We start from the raw sequence: 21,846 nt of genomic DNA on the forward strand, positions 1-21,846 counted from the left end.
TTTTAATATAATAAACTTGGTGGTCTTCCGATGTTTCCGTAATTCATTGGTTCAAGGCTTTGAATGTCAGAAGAAGAGGCTTCTTGTACTAAAGCAAAACTTTGAATTTTTGCTGTATTGTTTTCTATCTTTTTTCCAGTTGGAACCAAAAATAAAGTTGTTAATCCAGCTTTTTCGCCATGCTTTTCATCATCTGGATAAACTCCAAAATAAAAACGAATTCCGTCTACATTATATCCATCGTTTGCTCCGTTTGTTTTGATGTAGTGAATGTAGTTTTCTAATTCTTCCAAAGAATACCAAATAGCATTTGCATCTTCTTTCTGCGTTTTTTTTGCTGTAAGCGAAGCTCTTTTGTTGTTGTAATTCACATTTAATTGTCTAGCAAATTCTTTAGTAATTAACTGACTTGGTTTTGCGGGAGGATTTTTCATGATTTTTATTAATTTATTGGTTATGGATTTAGTTAACAGGATTTTGAAGTTCTGTTGGGGACAAAATTATTTGAAACCTAAAATTGGAACAAGGGGAAATATACCCTTTTTTCGTTAGGTAAATTTATTCAAAAAAATGGGTTAAAGTGCTGTTACGTAACATTTTATAAAAATAGAATTTTACATCGTCAGTTTTCGTGTAAAAAACAGGCACTCAAAAATGTAAACCTTATTAAGTAATTAACTAAATTTTTAAATTATGTCACAACCAACACCCCTAGGTTATCCTCATGCAGGAGCCGGAACAGTAGAAATTCTTTTAGAAAAAGAAGATGGAGCAGATTTCGCAGTTCTTTTTTCGCCAGATCCGAATAATATATTATTAAGAGATGCTGGATTGCCAATGCAGTTTTACTATTACCCAAAGTACCCAAGACTATCTAAACATCCAGATGGGAGATTTAAGTTTGCCATGCAGGTATTTAAATCAGAAGGAGATTCTTCGACAGTAATTGGTGCAGAAGGATTGGAAGAAGAAGCAGGCGCTTATACGACTTTGACCAGTACAATTGATTTACCTGAAGCTTTATTGAAAAAAGCAATCGATAAATTAAAAGCAAGACTTAATAGTGATTATAAAAACCACAGAAATTCAACACTTTTTGGCTTGTTTTCTTTCTTAATTGGAGTTGATAAAGATTTTAATTCGACCAATGTCCGTCCAATTCAATTGACACAAAACAACATTGCGATGCACGTTGTGGGCGAAAAATCACCAAATAATCCTTTTGGAGGCGCCAATCCCTGGACTTTTAACATTCAAGGAGAAGGAGCAGGAACTACTTTTGGATTAGGAGATAATGCGCTTTCTATTTTAATGGGAAGAAACAGCGCTTCATTGGTAAAAAATGCCTTAGAAATTGGAAGTAATAATCTTGTTATAGAAAATAATATCAAGTACAAAGCTTACATGCCAACTACAGTTATTAAAACAACGGTTGACGTTAAAAAAGTACATACTTATTTTTCTGCTAAAACAAGTGTAAGCTGGTCATTTGTTGATTTAAACTGGGAACATGAGTACGAAAAAATCCTTACAGAAGGAGGTATTACAAGTGAAGTAATAACAGATGAACAGTTTTCAAATGAAGAAAAGAAAAAGGTTGAAGATTCCTTACTGCAAAAACAGCGAGAATTTGCTTTTGAAATAGTAAAAAAACAAATATTTGACGCTCCTGAAAAACAATTTACACCAGTTTCATCTCCCGAAAAACCAAATGGTTTCTTCCGTTTATTTATGGGACTTGGCAGCGTAGGAATGAATCTTAAGTCTGGAAGCCAGATTCGTGCAATTAAATTTACAGATGAAATTAAATTCTCTGCTATTCAGGTTTTAGATTCTAAAATCAGCGGGAATCTAACTCCTCTGACTTTAAAATCGGGTGCAGAAGCAAAAGCAGATTTGAAAAATTATATTACTGAAATTCAGTTAGACGAAGATTTTTCTAAAGTTCAGGTTATTGCTTCATTAAATGGAGGATTGATAAAATTGGACAAAGACAGCGATATTGTCAATGACAGCCCAGTAAGTCAAGTTTCTATAGAAGTTGGATATCCTGATTCTAAAGGAAAATTAATCTGGAAAAGTTCTGGCAGAATGATCGCTCCAGAAGGAACTCCGTACGTATTAAATACGAGCAGATCTGGTAAAGAAATCGATGCAATTTTCCCAGCAACTTGGAATGATAAATCAAAAGAAAAGAATGCTTTTGTATTTGATTTTGTAAAAAACAACGGTTCTTCTAAGATTAAAGTTCGTCAGGAAGTAATGTACGAAAAAGACAAGAGAATCAAGTTGAAAGACACAACAAGAGAGTTTGAATTTGAAGGAACAAAAGTCTTCGTACCGCTTCCAATCCAAAATATGATCAATTACACTTTGTCAACAGAGGAATTGTATGATTGTGATACTATGGAAGTAACGTTTAAAGTTGACAAAATGTCGTCTAAAAAATTCAAGTTTACTGTTGATAATTTCGAAGATGCAATTCCGTATAGAGCGTGGTATGAATTAGATTATACTATTAAACCAACGGAATATAAAGTGAAATACACTTGTAGCGGCAAAATCGGAAAAAAATCTAAAAAAGTTTCTATTTCAACAGATTACATCAAAATTGATTATCAAGAAGGAGATGTTTTGTTTGAAATTCCAACGGGAACTGACGCTCAAAATGCTGATATCGAGAAAATCAGAGCTCCATTTATGGAATAATTTTTTTGAGACATTTTACAAAAGGGACATTACGTCCCTTTTGTTTCATAAGTCACTAATCATTAAACCAAATAGTCATGCCAGATTTAAATACATTTAAACTCGAAGGAACCAAATTGGTGCCCTTAAATCGATTCAATCTCGAACCTTCCAAACCGAGTACAGCTTTTACTGCTGCGACGATTAAAAAAGAAAATGAATTTAGGGTAATCGAACATCCTATCATTCATTCTATAGACATAAAACCTATTTTGGTTTTTCCAATTATTGAAAATTATTTTCCTCTTATTGAAGGAGATAATGCCATTACAGAGAACGATTCCTTTAAGGATTATTTTAAAAATGAAATCACTTTATTTTTTCCTCAAATTGAAATAGAACCTAATAACGGAACCGTTTTTTATTATGAAAATGTTCCAGACAAATCAGGAAATAAAGGTGGACTTTTGGGAAAAGTAACTTTGAAATACAGCATCAAAAACAAGACTTTACAGGCCAATCAAAAAAGTATTACTTTAAACCTCAGAGAAGCAGTTTTAAACCTAAAAGTAAATCGTGATTTTATAAAAATAAATGGAATAGTAAACACTGCAACGCAAGAAATTCAATTTTATTTGATTGATGAAGCCGTTAAAATTGCTTTCTTGAATTTAGTTTCAAACCTAAATGACTTAAAATGTAATATTGATCTTTTTTTTGATTTTAAAGGATATTCCAAAATAAAGAGAAACTTTCTATTTGCGAGAGATATTTCAATCCTAAGAAGTCAGGATGTTATCAAAAAAGATTTTACTTCGCCTAAAACCGTTTTACAGCCTAAAGCGACACTTATAAGCAGTCCGTTAATGGTACGATCAGATTTAGGAATAAAAGTCGCTCCTAAAGTCGCTATATCTGAAATACAACGAGAAAACAGTATAAAAGCCGATGTTCAGGAAGAATATGTAAAAAGTACTTTTCTGCTCAAAATCAATAAAACAGTAAGTTATCCAATTGGTGCAGATCCTGCGTCAAGTTTGTACAAAACTATTGGCGGCGGATTTGTTAATATTCCTTTTAATCTAAACGAAGACTTTTCTCAGTTCAAACAAATTTTTGTCACAGGCTTTAATTTTAGTAAACTATCAATTTACAAATCTATGGTTCAGCCGAATACATTTTTGTTGATCTCTAAGATTTATAGTTTATCGAAAGATTTAAATACAATGAAGCCTTGTATTTCGACTATTTTTCATGCTTATGAAGAAGGCGCAGGCACGGAAGAAGAAATTTCAAAAATCAGTTTTCAGTTTGCCATTGGTCCAAACCTTTCCGATTTTGATTTGGCAAAATTGAAAATTGCTTTGCTGCAGAATAATTTTATTGATGGCGATGCAGCTGATTACTTTGATAAAGTGCAATTTCTCTATCCAAATGATATCTCGGCAGATTACGAAGTAAGCGGCAATTATTTTTTGCAGCAATCCGATATTACAACAGATGGAAAGCACTTTTTATTCAATCTTTCAACCGAAAATTTATCTGAAGCAAGCATTATGATCAATGCCTTGAATAATACGATTACGCAATATGCCAATATTAATTTCAAATACAAAGAAATTAAAGATTCCAGCATTATCGAATTAAATATTGAGCAGACTATTGGCGAAATCTTAGAAACGTTAATTGATAATACTGCAAAGAAAATACAAATTAACAACCAATCGATTTCAAATTGTAAACTCAATTCTATTTTATTGGTTTACTATCAGAACGCAACGTATCTGAATAGTGTGTTTTTTAAAAATTATCCGCAGCTTATTAGTAATGATACCAAACTTTTAGATTTTTCGGCAATTGATCCGAGTGCTTCCAGCGAATTAAAGAATGTTTATTTTGATTTTGAAAACATAGAAAATATTAGTTCCGAGTTTAGTCAGGTTGTTTCGCAGTCAACAGCGTATAATAGATACATCCAAGTTCAAATCAAAAGTCAGACAGCTGCAACAAGCAGAATTACAATTGATTTAACGGTTCAGGAAACGGGAAGTAAATTTTCTATAGAACGTTTAAAAGCGGAGTTTTCGACACCAATATTGTTCAATTTTATTATTAAAAATACAACGAACAATAATACATTGATTTTATATAAAGTCAATTATTTTGACAAAAATGACAATCTAACGGCCACAAAAAATGAAGTTTTTGATTTCTCAAAAGCATCAATAATTACCATAAATAAAAAATAATGAGAACTATAAAAGCAGGAGTAAAGTCTCCAGAAGTTTATTACTTAAATGAACTTTTAGCCAAATTAAAATATGATGTAGTTGTTTCCGATTATTTCGGAACAGCAACAGATAAAGCAATCAGGGATTTTCAATTGAAAAATAATCTGGTTGTTGACGGCGTTGTCGGGCTCAAAACATGGTCGGCAATTATTGCGAAGAACACGAATAGTTTATCTCCAAATACCAAATTACTTTCAGAACAAAATCTAATCGATTTTTCGAATCAGTTTAATCTTGAATTGGCAGTTGTAAAAGCAGTTAATGAAGTCGAAAGCAACGGAAAAGGGTTTTTAATTGATGGGCGTCCGAAGATTCTGTTTGAAGGACATATTTTTTGGCGTGAACTAGAGAAAAGAGGAATTAATCCGAGATCTTATATGAATTCCAATAATCAAGATATTCTATTTGAAAACTATACTAGAAAATATTATGTTGGAGGGACGGCAGAATACACGCGATTAGAAAAAGCTAGAAATCTAAGTCAGGATAAAAAAATCAAAGATGCGGCCAACAGTTCGGCTTCGTGGGGATTGTTTCAGATAATGGGTTTTAATGCACTTTCAATTGGTTACCAAAGCATCGATGAATTTGTAGAAAAAATGGATCAAAATGAAGGCGAACATTTAAAAGCTTTCGGATTATTCCTTGAAAAAAATAATCTATTATCACTTTTAAGAAATAAAAATTGGGCATCTTTCGCTCTAAAATATAATGGTCCAGCTTATAAAACCAATAAATACGATGAGAAGTTAATGAGAGCTTATCACAAATACTTATGAGAATTAAAAATTTAGAATTACAATTAAAAATTAAAAATTTAACGCTAAATAAGCCTTTGTGAACCTTTGCGAAAAACCCTTAGTGCTCTTTGCTGTATAACCTATTCAAAGTAAACCTGAAACCTGAAACTTGAAACAAAAAAAAAACAAAACCCGACAAGATCTTTTAAATCTGTCGGGTTTTTTATTTTATATGAAGAGAAAACTTATCTCAAACTTGCTCCAAGCTCCGTTTCAAAAGTTTGTTGTAATTTAGACATGATTTTGTCAATCTGAGCATCGGTTAGCGTTTTGCTGTTATCTTGAATTGTAAAACTCAAAGCGTACGATTTTTTACCTTCTGGTAATTTATCACCTTGATAAACATCAAATAAATTAATATCTTTTAAAAGCGCTTTTTCAGTTTGTTTAGCCAAGTTAAAAATGCTTTCGTAAGAAGTGTTTTGATCAATTAATAAAGCCAAATCTCTACGAACTTCTGGGTATTTAGGAATTTCAGTATACTTAATTTTTCCAGTAATGATTTTTAAAACCAAATCCCAGTTAAAATCAGCATAATAAACATCTTGTTTGATTCCAAAATGTTTCAAAATAGGTTTTTTAACAACACCCATTTCAACCAAAATATCATTATTATAAGTAATCGCAGTTCCTTCAGAATAAATATCAGATTGAACCGGTGTATTTGAAATCTTTTCAATTCCTAAACGAGATAAAATCGCTTTTACATATCCTTTCAACAAGAAGAAATCTGTTGTTTTTTGTGGACTTGTCCAGCTTTCTTTGTTTCTGTTTCCAGAAATTAATAAAGAAAGATGTTTATGCTCTTCATATCCGTTTAAATATTTATGATATGTTTTTCCGAATTCGAATAATTTTAAATCCGAATTTTTTCTGTTGATATTATAAGAAACCGCTTCTAATCCAGAAAACAATAAAGACTGACGAAGTGTTGCCAAATCACTGCTCAACGGATTAAGCATTGAAACGTTATGTTCTTCTTTTAAAGAAGTCGATAATTTTGCATAAGCAGCCGTTGTCAATGAGTTTGCCATCATTTCGTGGAAACCTTGCGAGTTCAACTGAGAAGCAATTACGTTTTGTACTTTATAATCTTCAGTTCTTGGTGAATTCGCTACTGTCGCATTAAATTTCTTAGAGAAATTAATGTTGTTATAACCGTAAACTCTTAGGATTTCTTCGATTACGTCAATCTCGCGCTGAACATCAACACGGTATGCAGGAATCGTTAAACCTAAACCAGAATCTGAAACGCTGTTTACTTTAATATCTAAAGAAACTAAAATCTTTTTGATAGTATCTTTTGAGATTTCCTGTCCAATAATTTTAGATACATGGCTGAAATTCAATAAAACAGAAAAATCTTCTACTTTTTTAGGATACACTTCTACAACATCAGAAGTAATTTTTCCACCTGCAACTTCCTGAATCAAAAGGGCAGCACGTTTTAAAGCATATTCTGTAATTGTTGGGTCAATTCCTCTTTCAAATCTAAAAGAAGCATCTGTACTTAATTGATGTCTTTTTGCTGTTTTACGAATGCTAACAGGATCAAAATAAGCACTTTCTAGGAAGATAGTCGTTGTTCCTTCTGAAACTCCAGATTTTTTTCCGCCAAAAACACCAGCAATACAAAGTGGTCCTTTTTCGTCACAAATCATTAAATCTTCTTTGTGTAATGTTCTTTCAACATCATCAAGAGTAACAAATTTAGTTCCTTCTTCAACAGTTTTCACAATGATTTTTCCGTTGATTTTCGCAGCGTCAAAAGCATGTAAAGGCTGTCCTAGTTCATGAAGAACATAATTCGTAACGTCAACAATATTATTTTTTGGAGTTAATCCAATAGCTTTTAAACGATCTTGTAACCAGCTTGGAGATTCGTGAACAGAAATTCCAGAAATAGTTACACCGCAATATCTTGGTGCTAAATGATTGTCTTCAACATTCACATCAATTTTAAGCGTACGCATGTCAACTCTAAAATTGCTTACAGAAGGTGTAATCAATTCTACGTTTACGCCGCGTTGCAGCATTCCCGCTCTTAAATCACGAGCCGTTCCATAATGGCTCATTGCATCGGCACGGTTTGGTGTCAATCCAATTTCAAAAACTTCATCATTTGTAACTTGAAAAACTTGAGAAGCAGGAGTTCCAGGAACAAGGTCATCAGCCAAAACCATAATTCCATCATGGCTGTTTCCTAATCCTAATTCATCTTCAGCACAGATCATTCCGTGGCTTTCCTGCCCGCGGATTTTTCCTTTTTTAATGGTGAATTCTGCACCGTCTTTATCGTATAAAATAGTTCCGATTGTAGCAACTGGTACTTTTTGTCCTGCAGCCACGTTTGCAGCACCGCATACAATTTGTATGGGAGCTTCTAAACCTACATTGACTGTAGTAACTTTCAATCTATCTGCATCAGGATGTTTTTCGCAAGTCAGAACGTGCCCAACAACAACTCCTTCTAATCCTCCTTTAATTGATTGGTATTTTTCGACAACTTCAACTTCCAAACCAAGATCTGTAAGTAATTCTGAAGTCTGCTCAGATGTCCAATCTGTTTTAATAAATTGTTTTAACCAGTTGTAAGATATTTTCATTGTAACTTTTTTATTCTTGAATAAGGTTACAAATATAAGGATTGCGCCGTGGAGTAAGAAAAAATTATTTGGTTTTTTCTTGCTGTTTTTTATCTATAAAAAAATACTTGTTACTGCTTTTTTGATAAAATTATTACTAAAATTTTACTAATTAAATATTATAATAAACTAAAAAAATCAAATGTGTAATTTTTGTGCTACAACATGAATGAAAAGTGCTATTCTGTTTCTTTTTATGCACCTAAATTTGGTATAAATCAAAAATAGAATATTATGAGCACCACAGCAAAAAGACCTGAATTTAAGGCAAAATACGATAATTATATTGGAGGGAAGTTTACTGCCCCAATTAACGGAGAATACTTTGATGTGCTTTCTCCAATTGATGGAAAAGTATTTACAAAAGCAGCACATTCTAGCAAAGAAGATTTAGAATTAGCAGTAGATACAGCTTATGAAGCATTTAAAACTTGGGGAAAAACTTCTGTTACTGAAAGAAGTATTTTACTAAATAAGATTGCACAAAAGATTGAAGACAATTTAGAATATATAGCAACGGTTGAAACGATTGATAACGGAAAACCAATTCGCGAAACACTTGCAGCTGATATTCCGCTTGCTATAGATCATTTTCGATATTTTGCAGGTGTAATTCGTGCCGAAGAAAGCTCGATTGCAGAATTAGATTCGCAGACAGTTTCTATTGCTTTAAGTGAACCTCTTGGTGTTGTAGCACAAATTATTCCGTGGAATTTCCCGATTTTAATGGCAGTTTGGAAAATTGCTCCAGCACTGGTAGCAGGAAATACAATTGTTTTAAAACCAGCCGAAAGCACGCCAATTTCGATTATGGTTTTGATGGAATTAATTGGAGATATTCTTCCGCCGGGAGTTTTAAATATTGTTAATGGTTTTGGAGCAGAATTAGGTCGTCCGTTAGTAACCAATAAAAAAGTGGCTAAAGCGGCATTTACAGGTTCAACTACTACAGGACGTTTGGTAATGCAGTATGCGACTGAAAACATTATTCCTGTTACTTTAGAATTGGGCGGAAAATCACCAAATATTTTCTTCCCATCTGTAGCAGATCATGATGATGATTTCTTTGATAAAGCGGTTGAAGGTGCAGTATTATTTGCTTTAAATCAAGGTGAAATTTGTACGTGTCCTTCGAGATTATTAATTCACGAAGACATTTACGACAAGTTCATCAAAAAAGTAATTGAAAGAACAGAAGCTATCGTAGCTGGAAATCCATTGGATAAATCGACTATGATTGGTGCGCAGACTTCAATTGTTCAGAAAGAAAAAATCATGTCTTACATTAAATTAGGAAAAGAAGAAGGGGCAGAGGTTCTAACAGGAGGTGATGAAAATAAACTAGGAGGTGAATTAGAAGGCGGTTATTACATTAAACCAACTTTGTTTAAAGGTCATAACAAAATGAGAATTTTTCAAGAAGAAATTTTTGGGCCAGTTTTGGCTGTTACTACTTTTAAAACTACTGAAGAAGCAATCGAAATTGCCAATGATACAATGTATGGTCTAGGGGCAGGGGTTTGGACTAGAGATGCTCACGAAATTTATCAGGTTCCAAGAGCAATTCAGTCCGGCCGTGTTTGGATTAATCAGTACCATTCTTATCCTGCTGGTGCGCCATTTGGAGGTTACAAGCAATCTGGAATTGGTCGTGAAAACCACAAAATGATGTTGAGTCAATACCGTCAGACCAAAAATATGCTTATTTCTTATGACAAAAAGAAATTAGGTTTCTTCTAAGAATAACACATCAAAACCCTGGAGAATTCTTAGGAATAGAGTTAGTGAAATGTATGGGGCGTTAAGATAAGATCTTAATGGCATTAAACGAGCTTTCTCCAGGCAATTTTGATTTATAAATATAATCGAATTACTGTTTGATTGCAAAGGGAAAGCTTAAATAGTTGGTTATGTCAAAGCAGTAAATTTCTTAATTGAATTTGCTGCTTTTTTTAAATTTAAAACAAAACAATGATTAAACGAATTGATGCCACAGAAAAAGCAGTAGAATTGATAAAAATTCTAAAGGAAAAACATGGAGATCTAATGTTTTACCAAGCTGGCGGATGCTGTGAAGGCACGCAGCCGCAATGTTTTGAAAAAGGAGGTTACTACCAGAGAATGGGAGACGTTTGTATTGGTGTTATTGAAGATACAGAGTTTTGGGTAGACAAAGATTTATTTGAATATTGGAAACATGCTCATTTTACTTTAACCGTAATCGATGCCTTTGGTGTTGGAGGTTTTTCGCTGGAAACACCGTTAAAGAAAACTTTCCAAATTGAATACCGAATTTTTACTCCAGAAGAAGAAAAGGATTTGGAACCAGTGACTAGGATTGAGTAGAGTTTTCAGTCTCAGTTTTCAGTTTTCAGCTTTCAAGTTTGAAAATTTAGAATCTCAGTATCTCAGTATGTCAGTATCTCAGTATCTCAGTATCTCAGTATCTCAGTATCTCAGTATCTCAGTATCTCAGTATCTCAGTATCTCAGTATCTCAGTATCTCAGTATCTCAGTATCTCAGTATCTCAGAACCTTAACACCTTAGCACCTTTAATTAATATAAAGTAACTGATACTGTTTCGGAGTAATTCCTTCGTATTTTTTGAATAATCTGATGAAGTAATTAGCGTCTTCAAAACCTGCTAAATAACAGACTTCATTAATTTGAAGTGATGGATTCTTCAATAGATTTTTGGCACATTTTATTTTTTCATTCAAAATATATTCAATCGGACTCATGCCGAGTTCACGTTTAAAGAAACGATAGAAAGAAGTGGTACTCATACAGGCTTTTTCGCTCAACGTTTTTAAGCTTATATTCTCCTTTAGATTTTGCTTGATATATTCTGTAACCTCTTTAATGGGATTATTGTTTTCTATAAACTTTCCTTCGTCTAGAGATTTTACCGTTTGCGTTTGAATAATTCGAATCAATAATTCTTTTAAAGTTAAATCGGCCAAAATATCTTTGGTTATAGATGTGCTCATGCATTCTTTAATCAATTTATTGATTGTTGCCGCCATTTCGACATTATTGTAAAAGAAATAATTCTGATAGTTCAACTGCCAGAACATATTATTTCCTTCTTTAGGATACTGCTCGTTTAAGAAGTTTAAAATTTCATTGATTTTTCCCTGATCAATAGCCAAAGCCAAACATTGTGTGGGATTGTTTTTGGAAGCTTCAGGAAAATCAATTTTCATTTCTACATTCGAAGGAACAATTACCGTTTCGCCAGGAAGATATTCGAATTCTGGATCATCAAAAAGATGCATGACTTTTTTGCCTCGTAGCATACTCGTTACAACCAAGTCATTAAATTTTAACGGAACCATTTTAGTCGATTCGTAGGTCTCAAATAAATTTAATTCACAATGACTCAAATTGTAAATAGTTCTATTTTCAACAAGAGTCTTTAACGATTTTTCTTGTGATAATTGAAGCGGGCTGACTAAAAATCGTTGGTTGTTCATTAAACTTAAATTTTTGGTGAAGACTTTAAATTTAAGTAAAATAAGGATATGAAAAGCAGATTTAACGTTTTATTAAATCAGCTCTTCAACGTGTTTTTTGATGTTTTCGGATATTTTTTTGGTTGGAAGATCATTTTCATCATCTCCAAACGGATCTTCGATTTCCTCGGCAATTAATTCCAAACTGGCTAAAACATAAAATATAAACACAACAACTGGAGCAACCAAATAACCTAAACTAACAGAATATCCAAACGGAAGTGTCATTGTATAAAAGAAGATGAATTTTTTTATGAACGCACTGTAAGAGTAGGGAATAGGTGTGTTTTTGATTCTTTCGCACGCCCCGCAAATATCTGTAAAAGCAACCAATTCGTCATTTAAAGTAATCAGCTGATCGCCGGTAATTTTTTTTGCATCATACAAATCATTGATTTTATGATACATTATTCTTTTTAACTGATTGGGTTTGTGTTTATGATGGTCAATTTCTAAATCGACATCTTCAAAAAGTTGTTTGCTTGTGTCTTCATCTTTTAAATGTTTGTGCAAAATATCTGCATACATCGGAATGTATTTTCTGAAAAAATTTCTATCGTTTTCATCTTTTAAAATGGCAGAAAGTTTTATGGCAAAATTTCGGCTGTTATTTACAAGTCCGCCCCAAAGTTTACGCCCTTCCCACCATCGGTCATAAGCTGTATTGGTTCTAAAAACAAGCAAAAGCGAAATAACAAAACCCAGCATTCCGTGCATAATAGGAATGTTATGGATGTAATCGTTTTTAGACACTTTAAAATATTCGACCTCGAGATAGCCTACTATTGCAGCATAAATTCCAATTGCAATCATAATCGGAAACAATTTTCGAACTGTATCAGATTTATGAAAATGAAAAATAAAAGTAAACCAGTCTTTAGTATTGTAAGTGATCATTTAAGTTTGTTTTGAAACAAATTTAAATTAAAAATTAACCTGTTTTGATATAAATTTAAAAAAAATATTCTGCAACATCGAAGTAATATAAAGGCGTTTCCCTTATTTAATATACACTTAGCAATATGTATTTAAATAAGAGAAACGCCTTTTTTAAGTTTTAAGCTTTTAAATTACAGTAAGTTAAAAAGTAATATTTCCTGCTAATTCTTTTAAAGCAATTTCAGATAATTTTGCTTCATACTGGGCGTTGCTGTAACGCACTTTTGCATTTACATAATTAAGCTGGGCTGTTCTAAAATCTAGAGTGGTAATTGTTCCAATTCTAAATTTATCAAGTGTAATATCTAGATTTTGTTTCGCAATTGCCTCGTTGTCTTCTTCCAGATCGATTAACTCTAAGTTGGTCAAATAAGTCTGAAAAGCGGTGCTTAATTGTGTGTTCAAGATCATATTTTGCTGCTCGATGGCAATTTGTGAATTTTCAATCTGCATTTTGGCAACTTTTTCATTGCGATGCTGATTGAAACCATCAAAAATATTCATCGAAGCATTAAATCCGTAATTTAAACCTCTTGAAGAGTTTTCACTAGTAAAACCTAAACTCGATTGGCTTTCAGAGAAGTTATAACCTGTGGTTAAGCGCAAAATAGGATAACGATCTGCCTTTACTTGTTTTAATTGTAATTCGGCAATACGTTTATTGATAATTTGCGATTCTAAAGCAGGGTTTTGTTTTTGCGCTAATTCCATTAAATCAGCCAAAACTAATTTATTGTCAACGTTCACCTCATCTGTTACTTTGAAGTCAATTTTTGGATCGCGTGCTAAGTATTGATTCAATAAAATTTTAGCATTAGCATAAGATTCTTTTTGTCTCAACAAAGCTACTTGATCAGAATTTAAATCAACCTGTGCATTTAAAACTTCTAATTTTGAAGCTTTTCCGATACTGAATCTGTTTTGAGCTAAAGTCAATCTTTGTTTCGAAATTACGATTGTAGTATCTAAAGCAGCTAATTGATGCTGCTGCTGCACTAAATCATAATATGCTGAATTTACCTGACCAATTTTAACTAAAATTGTTCTTTTAAGTTCCGCATCCCCCAGTTTTTGAAGCTCTTTTAATTGATCATATCTGGCAAACATTTTCATTCCGTCAAAAACTGTCCAGCCTAAACTTACACCATAAGTTAAACTATTGTTTTTAGCATTCTTTAACGAAGTTGATGTTCCGTCTTGACGGACTTGGGTTGAATTGGTAAGATTGTTATTGTCAACAACAGAAGCAGTTGCAGTTGGCAGCATTCCAGCATTTCCAATTGTTGTGTTGGTTTCGTTTATTAACGAATTGTTTTTGGCAATTTTAATTTCAAAATTATTTTCCAAAGCTATACTCATAGCCTGCTCAATAGTCAGAACTTCCTGCGCATTCGCCTGAATAATACAAACGAAAAGAATTATTAAAGTGCCGTATATATTTTTGATATTCATGTTTATTTACTTTTGCCACCCAATCACGAATCTTGATGCATAAAATTCGTGATCTTTTGGTTTCTATTTTATACTTTCTCTTTCGTATTCATCAATATGATCAAACTCTGGATAGTGTTTTCTCGCTTTAGACCACATTAAATAAATTGCAGGAATTACAAAAAGCGTTAAAGCCAATGAAAAAATTGTTCCTCCAACAATTACAACTCCCATACCAATTCTACTGGTTGATGCAGCTCCAAGTGACATTGCAATTGGAAGCGCTCCTAAAGCAATGGCTAAACTGGTCATTAAAATTGGACGTAAACGTGCTTCTGAAGCTTCTAAAATAGCTTCTAATTTTGGTTTTCCTTGTTCGCGCAACTGATTGGCAAATTCGACAATCAAAATACCATTTTTGGTTACCAGACCAATTAACATTACAGTACCAATCTGGCTGAAAATGTTCCAAGTTTGGTTGAATAGCCAAAGGGAGAATAAAGCCCCGGCAACAGCCATTGGAACGGTCAAAATGATGATAAACGGATCAATAAAACTTTCAAACTGTGCAGCAAGAATTAAGAATATTAATAGTAAAGCCAGTCCAAATGCGAAAGAAGTATTCGAGCTGCTTTCTACAAAATCTCGGGATTCTCCAGCTAAATCCGTTGTAAAACTTTCGTCTAAAACTTTAGCTTTAATTCTATCCATTTCCTTAATTCCGTCACCCATACTTTTTCCTGGCGCTAATCCAGCAGCAACAGTTGCAGACATGTAACGATTATTATGATACAGCTGCGGTGGATTACTTTGTTCGTATACATTAACAACGTTATCCATCTGAATCAATTCACCGTTTTTGTTTTTTACAAACATTGAAGTCAAATCTAAAGGTTTCGATCTGTCTTTTTGATCAAATTGTCCAATTACCTGATACTGTTTTCCGTTTTTGATGAAATATCCAAAACGCTGTCCGCTCAACGAAAGCTGTAATGTCTGCGCAATATCAAGAATAGATATTCCTAAGCTTTCTGCTTTTGCGCGGTCAATAGTTACATTGATTTCGGGTTTATTAAATTTCAAGTTAACGTCTGTAGTAGAAAAGACGTCGCTTTTTCCGACTTCGTTCATAAAAAGAGGAATTTTTTCTCTTAATTTATCAAAAGTAGGAGCCTGAATAATATATTGAATTGGCAAACCTCCACGTCTGTTTACAGCAATTGTAGGCTGTTGTGTTACAGAAGTTTTTGCATTAGGATATTGTTTTGTCCATTTGGTCAGTTTATCCGCAATTTCCTTTTGAGATTTTTCTCTTTCATCAACGTCTTTCAGTGTTAACCTTACCAATCCGCTGTTTACAGAGTTTGAGCTAAATCCGGGAGAAGTAATTACCAAACTTACTTTTTTCTCTGGAATAGAATCATCAATTAATTTTGAAATTTCCTGCATGAAACGGTCTGTATATTCGTACGAAGAACCTTCTGGTGTTGTCATACGCATTGTTACAGAGCTTCGATCATCATAAGGAGCGGTTTCTTTTGGAAGAATGGTAAAGAACAAATAGATTAATCCAAAACAAACAATTAAGATTGGAAAACTAATCCATTTTCGATCCATGAATTTTGTTAGTGCTTCGGCATAACTACTGTTCATTTTTTCAAAAAACGGTTCGGTTTTAATATAAAATTTTGATTTTTTCTGTTCGCCGCCTTTCATTAAATAGGCATTCAGCATTGGCGTTAAAGTTAATGATACAAAGGCAGAAATCAATACAGCAGCACCAATTACAACTCCAAATTCCCTAAAAAGCCGGCCTACGAAACCTTCTAAGAAAATTACGGGTAAGAATACCGCTGCCAATGTTACTGAAATCGAAATTACAGCATAGAAAATCTCATTTGAACCCTTAATTGCAGCTTCAATAGGAGTCATGCCTTCTTCAACTTTTTTAAAGATATTTTCGGTAACTACAATTCCATCATCCACAACTAAACCTGTTGCTAAAACAATAGCTAATAAGGTCAATACGTTAATAGAAAAACCAAAAAGCCACATAATGAAAAATGTAGCAATCAAAGAAACAGGAATATCTATTAAAGGCCTGAACGCGATTGCCCAGTCTCTAAAAAAAAGATAAATAATAATGATAACTAATATGATTGAAATTCCTAAAGTTTCTGCAACCTCAAGAACCGATTTCTTTACGAAGATAGTATTGTCAAGCGCAATATTTAGTTTGATATCTTTTGGAAGGTCTTTCTTTAGAGCTTCGTATTTTTTGTAAAATTCTTTAGAAATATCTAAGTAATTGGCTCCAGGCATTGGCACAATTGCTAAACCAATCAAAGGAAGTCCAGACTGGCTCATTTTGGTTTCTAAATTTTCTGGTCCTAATTCGGCACCTCCAATATCGCTTAAACGAACAATTTTGTCACCATCTGTACGAATAATGATATTGTTGAATTCTTCTGCTTTAGACAGGTTTCCAACAGTTTTTACCGTTAATTCAGTATTATTTCCAGTTAATTTTCCCGATGGTAATTCAACATTTTGTGCATTTAACGCGGTACGAACATCGGCTACAGTACAGCCATAAGCAGAAAGTTTAGCAGGATCAATCCACAAACGCATGGCATAACGTTTTTGTCCCCAAATTTGAACGGCACTCACACCTGGAATTGTTTCTAATCGCTGCGAAATAACATTCTCGGCATAATCACTTAATTCTAATGAACTTCGTGTATCACTTTGAACTGTCATAGAAATAATGGCTTCACTATCAGCATCGGCTTTTGATACAACTGGTGGAGCATCAATATCTTGTGGTAAACTTCTAATAGCTTGCGAAACTTTATCACGAACGTCGTTTGCAGCTTCTTCTAAATCTTTGTCAAGATTGAACTCTATTGTAATATTACTGCTTCCTTGATTACTTGAAGAAGTAATATTTCGAATTCCGTCAATTGCATTTACAGCTTTTTCAAGAGGTTCAGTAATTTGTGATTCTATAATATCGGAATTGGCACCTGTGTAATTGGTACGAATAGAAACCTGAGCAGGGTCAATAGAAGGAAATTCTCTGACACCCAGAAATGTGTAACCAATAAAACCGAATAATATGATTAATAAATTCAGTACAATGGTTAAAACAGGTCTTTTTATACTTGTAGTTGATAAACTCATTTGTAATTTTAGATTTTAGTCCCGATCTCGAAACCTCGGGACGGGATAGATTTTAGATTTGATGAGTATTTTAAAACTCATAACTTATAACCCAAAACTCATAACTTAAATGTTATTTTTGTACTTTAACTTTAATTGGTGCTTCATTTTTTAATGACATCACACCACTTGTAATTAAAGTATCTCCAGCTTTCAATCCTGATAAAATCAAAATGGAAGAGTCTGTTCTTGTTGTAGCATCAACCATAACTTCCTTTGCTTGTCCGTTATTAGCAATAAAAACTTTTTTGCCATCTTGAATTGGTATAATTGCCTGCGAAGGCACAACAATCGCGTCTTTAATAATATTTAAAGGTAATTTGATATCGGCAAAAGTTCCTGGAAAAAGTTTTCCGTCAGTATTATCAGCAATTGCACGAATTTGAAGTGTACGCGTGGCAACAGCAACTTCTGGTTCAATCGCATAGATTTTTGCATTATATGTTTTATCTGATCCAGAAACTGTAAAATCTATTACAGAACCAGATTTTACTTGTGACGCATATTTCTCTGGAATTGAAAATGTGATTTTTAATTTTCCAGTGTTTACCAATTTTGCAACTAAAACAGTTGGTGTAATATAAGTTCCTGGCGAAATATTACGTAAACCAATTTTTCCTGAAAAAGGAGCTCTTACAGAAGTTTTAGATATTTGAGCTCTTATTAATTGGCTTTGCGCTTGTGCTGATGCGTGATCTGCTCGTGCAACATCTGCTTCTTCTTGGCTGATAGCTTCTTTTTGAAGTAATAATTTTGCTCTTCTTTCGTTTTCTGCTGCCAAACCTTCTTTGGTTACAGCTTGTCTTAACTGCGCTTTTAATTCAATATCATTTACTTTAAAAAGTACTTGACCTTTCGTTACAAAACTTCCTTCGTTAAAAAATATTCCTTCTACAATTCCAGAAACCTCACTATGAATTTCGACTTGCTCATTTGCTTCAATAGATCCTGAAAGGGACAAATTATTATCAAACGTAGCCGTTTTTATTACGATTCCGTTAACAGTTGTTGGAGAATCTTTATCGTTGAATTTTTTTGAATCTTCGTTTTTACCTTTATTCGATAATATTCTATAGGTAATAAATCCTCCTATAAGAACGATTAAAAGGGTGTAAATGAGGTGTTTTACTTTCATAAAATTGAAGTGGATAATTAGGTTTTAGGTATGTGTTTTAGTAAGCTTACAAATTTAACTTTTTGATATGAAATCGAAAGACGTTAGCTTTTATTTAACATTTGTATGTACAAAGGTTTACATTAGACTTAAAACCAGTCAAAAGGTTTAATAAAAAGATTATTTTTTTTGAATAAATCAAAGTTTTAAAAGAAAAACAGTTTTCAAGAAAAAAAATGTGCTAATATTCTGTAAAGTCAGATTTTTTCTAGTTTTATATTAATTTTATGCATTTTGTCTGATTTTTTTTGCACTTTATCGATTTTATTTGTAACATTGGTATGTTAAACAAAATGAAGTTTAGGTATAGTTTTACTAGCGTATTATAATAGTATTACTATTAAAATGTGATATTAGAAGTTGCTTTTTAAGTTATTTACAGATTATAGTTAATAATTTTATTAACAAGTGTTTATTTTTTGACTGATTAAACTAATAAAAAAATAATTTATGAAGAAAAAATTACTTCTAAGTCTATGGTTCACACTTTTAATTTTTTTGGTTGGTTATTTGTTTTGGCAAAATGAGTTTAAGTACAGCCTTCCAACGCCAGTCCCACAAAATTATCATGCCATTGCAATGGGATCTAAAATTGAATTAGGACCATGCTGTGCATTCGATAATAAACCAATATTTATACATTTCTTTAATCCAGATTGTCCCTGTTCACGCTTTAATGTGCCACATGTGAGTGATTTAATTAAGAAATATGGAGACAAGATCAATTTTAAAATTGTAGTGTTAAACAAAAAAAGGAATTTTACTATTGATGAAATTCAGAAAAAGTTTGATGCTCAAATTCCTGTTTACTTTGATGAAGCAATTGCAGAAAATTGTGGTGTTTTTTCTACTCCGCAGGCTGTTTTATTAGATCCTTCACATAAATTATATTATCGCGGTAATTATAACAAAACAAGATATTGCACCGATGCAAAAAGTAACTATGCGCAAATGGCAATTGATTCTTTGTTGAGCAAGAATCATAATCCTTCTTTTAATGCTTTCGCTCTGAGAGCCTATGGATGTTCGTTACTAAAATGTACCAAATAAATCTAAATCCTAAATCAAAAAATTAAACCTATGAAAACAAAAGCTAGTTTAAACGAACAAGATTATCTGCACAGCTTCATGTCTACAATGACACAAAAATCAGATACAATTATTAATTATGTGCTTGCTATTTATTTTCTTCTCGGAATAGCATTATCTTTTAAATATGACACTTTTGAAATTGGTGTTGGAGTAGGGACAATCAATCTTTTAGCGTATTATTCGGCTAAATTTTTTATAAAGAATTCTAAGTTTTATCAGTATGTTTTATCTATTGTTCTTGCTGTTTTTATGGCGCAATACATTTATCAAATGCATGGTTTGTTCGAAATGCACTTTACGGTATTTATCGCCAGTACGATTTTAATTATCTATCAAAACTGGAAATTACAAATACCATTAACACTATTAGTAGTGCTTCATCACGCTGGTTTGGCATATCTGCAAAATTTCGTTTATAATGATGCAAATGGACTTCAGGTTTATTTTTCTCAAGTTAATTTCGATATGGAAACACTTATTATTCATACCGTTTTGGCTGCAGTTGTATTTTTTATGAATGGTTATTGGGCTTATTATTTTAAAGAGCACAGTGAAAATCATATTTCAAAAATTTCAGATGAATACGAATTGGAAAATATGAAACTGGCTTCTGCTAAATACAGCTCGATGTCGGCAACAAAAGATTATAATGATTTTATTCATAGAACAACATTAGATTTAAAACTGCCTGTAAATTCTGTTTTAAAACTTATAGATGTTTCAAAAGGACATACAGATAACGATAAATTGCTGACTTATCTTGAAATGATGAGAGAAAGCGCCAAGAAAATTGATGATTTAGTTAATGACATTCATGTAAAATCTACAAATAGCAGAATTTAAAGTTTAAAACCGATAGGAATCGGGACCAACTTCCAAATCAAAATATTAATTTTTATATCTGTTGTATGTTTAAGTATGATTTGCCAGCTGCAGTTCCCACGCTGCATAATTTAAAAAAAACTATTGATCATTTTTTGAGTGATAGTATAACATTAAATTCTATTGATAAAATTGGCGCTCAATCTGAATTTGCAATTGAAGTTGCCGCAATTTTAAGTGGTTTTACGAATAACGCCCAAGTTTATAATCTGGACTTTCAATATAAAAAATTAGTTCAGATTATTAGTGATATTCATAACCTTAATCTAGCGGTAAACAATGAAATTCCAGAATGGCTTGAAAACGAATTAGAATTGGTTTTTCATAAAATCAGAAATATTCTGCTTGTTTTAGAAATCGAATTAAATTAAAAAAGATAAAAAAGATTCATTTAATACTTATTGAATTGTAAATTAATTTAAATGTAAAATCTATGGATACCAGATTTACACGTCCAACACCTTCAGATCGAGAAGTAGATTGGAACAAGAATAAAGTGCTGCTTAGTAAAACTGACAAAAAGGGAACCATTTTATATGCCAATGAAGACTTTATAGATGTTTCTGGTTATGATGAATTTGAGCTTATTGGCCAGCCTCACAATATTGTCAGACATCCAGATATGCCAAAAGTCATTTTTAAATTCTTATGGGACAGTATTAAATCAAGTGAGAACATACATGTGATTATAAAAAACATGGCCAAAACTGGCCGTTATTACTGGGTTGTAACTGATTTTAAAATTATTGCAGATACTGATGGCGAAATTGTAGGTTTCTTTGGAACTAGAAAATCAGTCCCAAATGAAATTATCATTAAGTTTATTGAACCTTTGTATAAAAAACTTTTACATATTGAAGAAACGAGTGGTGTACAGGCTTCTGAAGATTATCTAGTTGGTTTTCTTGAGGAAAGAAAAAAAACATATATGGAATATATCGACCATTTGATAGCAACGGGAAAAGATGATAAAAACAAAATTAGCAAGGGTTTATTCAGTGGATTGTTTGATAAAAGTCCTCCAAAAAAATAAGGAATAAAGTTTATATATGCTTCATTGTATCATTTGTATATTCGATAAAATTTGCCCCCAACAAATCTAAATCAACTGAATATTAAAACTTATAGATTTAAGTTCGATACAGTGAAGTGTATTTTTTTTTAGG

General features: G+C 32.5%; 16 protein-coding genes. 9 read left to right on the forward strand and 7 right to left on the reverse strand.

Going from position 1 to position 21,846, the window contains the following annotated elements:
- Nucleotides 1-2 precede the first annotated feature (2 nt).
- Nucleotides 3-434: a hypothetical protein gene (locus QMG60_RS15690; protein WP_057118074.1), complete on the reverse strand. Its 432-nt coding sequence runs from the start codon at nt 432-434 to the stop codon at nt 3-5.
- Nucleotides 435-693: 259 nt separating this feature from the next.
- On the opposite strand from QMG60_RS15690, the gene QMG60_RS15695 reads away from it, so the two are divergent.
- The 3 genes from QMG60_RS15695 (at nt 694) to QMG60_RS15705 (ending at nt 5,758) form a co-directional block, all read left to right on the forward strand.
- Nucleotides 694-2,709 (forward strand): hypothetical protein, encoded by a 2,016-nt coding sequence (locus tag QMG60_RS15695; protein ID WP_281865595.1) that lies wholly within the window; start codon nt 694-696, stop codon nt 2,707-2,709.
- Between the two features lie 77 nt (nt 2,710-2,786).
- Nucleotides 2,787-4,937 (forward strand): hypothetical protein, encoded by a 2,151-nt coding sequence (locus QMG60_RS15700; protein WP_281865596.1) that lies wholly within the window; start codon nt 2,787-2,789, stop codon nt 4,935-4,937.
- Entirely contained in the window at nt 4,937-5,758 is an 822-nt protein-coding gene (locus QMG60_RS15705) for an N-acetylmuramidase family protein (protein ID WP_281865597.1), read from the forward strand. The genes QMG60_RS15700 and QMG60_RS15705 overlap by 1 nt, the downstream gene beginning before the upstream one ends.
- A 206-nt stretch (nt 5,759-5,964) precedes the next feature.
- Here QMG60_RS15705 and pheT read toward each other — a convergent pair whose 3' ends face one another.
- Nucleotides 5,965-8,385: a phenylalanine--tRNA ligase subunit beta gene (gene pheT, locus QMG60_RS15710; RefSeq protein ID WP_134141358.1), complete on the reverse strand. Its 2,421-nt coding sequence runs from the start codon at nt 8,383-8,385 to the stop codon at nt 5,965-5,967.
- Nucleotides 8,386-8,658: 273 nt separating this feature from the next.
- Here pheT and QMG60_RS15715 point away from each other — a divergent pair, with 273 nt between their 5' ends.
- Both QMG60_RS15715 and QMG60_RS15720 read left to right on the forward strand, forming a co-directional pair.
- Entirely contained in the window at nt 8,659-10,164 is a 1,506-nt protein-coding gene (locus tag QMG60_RS15715; RefSeq protein ID WP_281865598.1) for an aldehyde dehydrogenase family protein, read from the forward strand.
- Between the two features lie 231 nt (nt 10,165-10,395).
- The gene (locus QMG60_RS15720) at nt 10,396-10,770 is read left to right on the forward strand and encodes a DUF779 domain-containing protein (protein ID WP_057118068.1); all 375 of its coding nucleotides are present in this window, start codon (nt 10,396-10,398) and stop codon (nt 10,768-10,770) included.
- 207 nt (nt 10,771-10,977) lie between these two features.
- Here the strand turns inward: QMG60_RS15720 and QMG60_RS15725 are convergent, their stop codons facing one another.
- From QMG60_RS15725 to QMG60_RS15745, 5 genes are all read right to left on the reverse strand, one after another.
- Entirely contained in the window at nt 10,978-11,901 is a 924-nt protein-coding gene (locus QMG60_RS15725; RefSeq protein WP_134141356.1) for an AraC family transcriptional regulator, read from the reverse strand.
- 72 nt (nt 11,902-11,973) lie between these two features.
- Nucleotides 11,974-12,837, reverse strand: coding sequence for a bestrophin family ion channel (locus QMG60_RS15730; RefSeq protein ID WP_281865599.1), 864 nt, complete (start codon nt 12,835-12,837; stop codon nt 11,974-11,976).
- 183 nt (nt 12,838-13,020) lie between these two features.
- A complete protein-coding gene (locus QMG60_RS15735) occupies nt 13,021-14,331 on the reverse strand; it encodes a TolC family protein (RefSeq protein WP_281865600.1) in 1,311 nt (436 codons plus the stop codon).
- Nucleotides 14,332-14,394: 63 nt separating this feature from the next.
- The gene (locus tag QMG60_RS15740) at nt 14,395-17,493 is read right to left on the reverse strand and encodes an efflux RND transporter permease subunit (RefSeq protein WP_281865601.1); all 3,099 of its coding nucleotides are present in this window, start codon (nt 17,491-17,493) and stop codon (nt 14,395-14,397) included.
- A gap of 112 nt (nt 17,494-17,605) precedes the next feature.
- Nucleotides 17,606-18,667 carry an efflux RND transporter periplasmic adaptor subunit gene (locus QMG60_RS15745; protein WP_134141351.1) on the reverse strand — a complete coding sequence of 354 codons (1,062 nt, stop codon included), beginning with the start codon at nt 18,665-18,667 and terminating at the stop codon, nt 17,606-17,608.
- A 489-nt stretch (nt 18,668-19,156) separates the two neighbouring features.
- Between QMG60_RS15745 and QMG60_RS15750 the strand changes: the two genes are divergently transcribed.
- The 4 genes from QMG60_RS15750 (at nt 19,157) to QMG60_RS15765 (ending at nt 21,713) form a co-directional block, all read left to right on the forward strand.
- Entirely contained in the window at nt 19,157-19,756 is a 600-nt protein-coding gene (locus QMG60_RS15750) for a thioredoxin fold domain-containing protein (RefSeq protein WP_281865602.1), read from the forward strand.
- Between the two features lie 30 nt (nt 19,757-19,786).
- Nucleotides 19,787-20,641 (forward strand): hypothetical protein, encoded by an 855-nt coding sequence (locus QMG60_RS15755; RefSeq protein ID WP_057118061.1) that lies wholly within the window; start codon nt 19,787-19,789, stop codon nt 20,639-20,641.
- A 65-nt stretch (nt 20,642-20,706) separates the two neighbouring features.
- Nucleotides 20,707-21,051, forward strand: a complete 345-nt coding sequence (locus QMG60_RS15760; protein ID WP_057118060.1) for a hypothetical protein — start codon at nt 20,707-20,709, stop codon at nt 21,049-21,051.
- A 62-nt stretch (nt 21,052-21,113) separates the two neighbouring features.
- Nucleotides 21,114-21,713 carry a PAS domain-containing protein gene (locus QMG60_RS15765; protein ID WP_057118059.1) on the forward strand — a complete coding sequence of 200 codons (600 nt, stop codon included), beginning with the start codon at nt 21,114-21,116 and terminating at the stop codon, nt 21,711-21,713.
- Nucleotides 21,714-21,846 lie beyond the last annotated feature (133 nt).

The sequence above is a fragment of the Flavobacterium sp. GSB-24 genome (genome assembly GCF_027924665.1).
Classification (GTDB): Bacteria; Bacteroidota; Bacteroidia; order Flavobacteriales; family Flavobacteriaceae; genus Flavobacterium.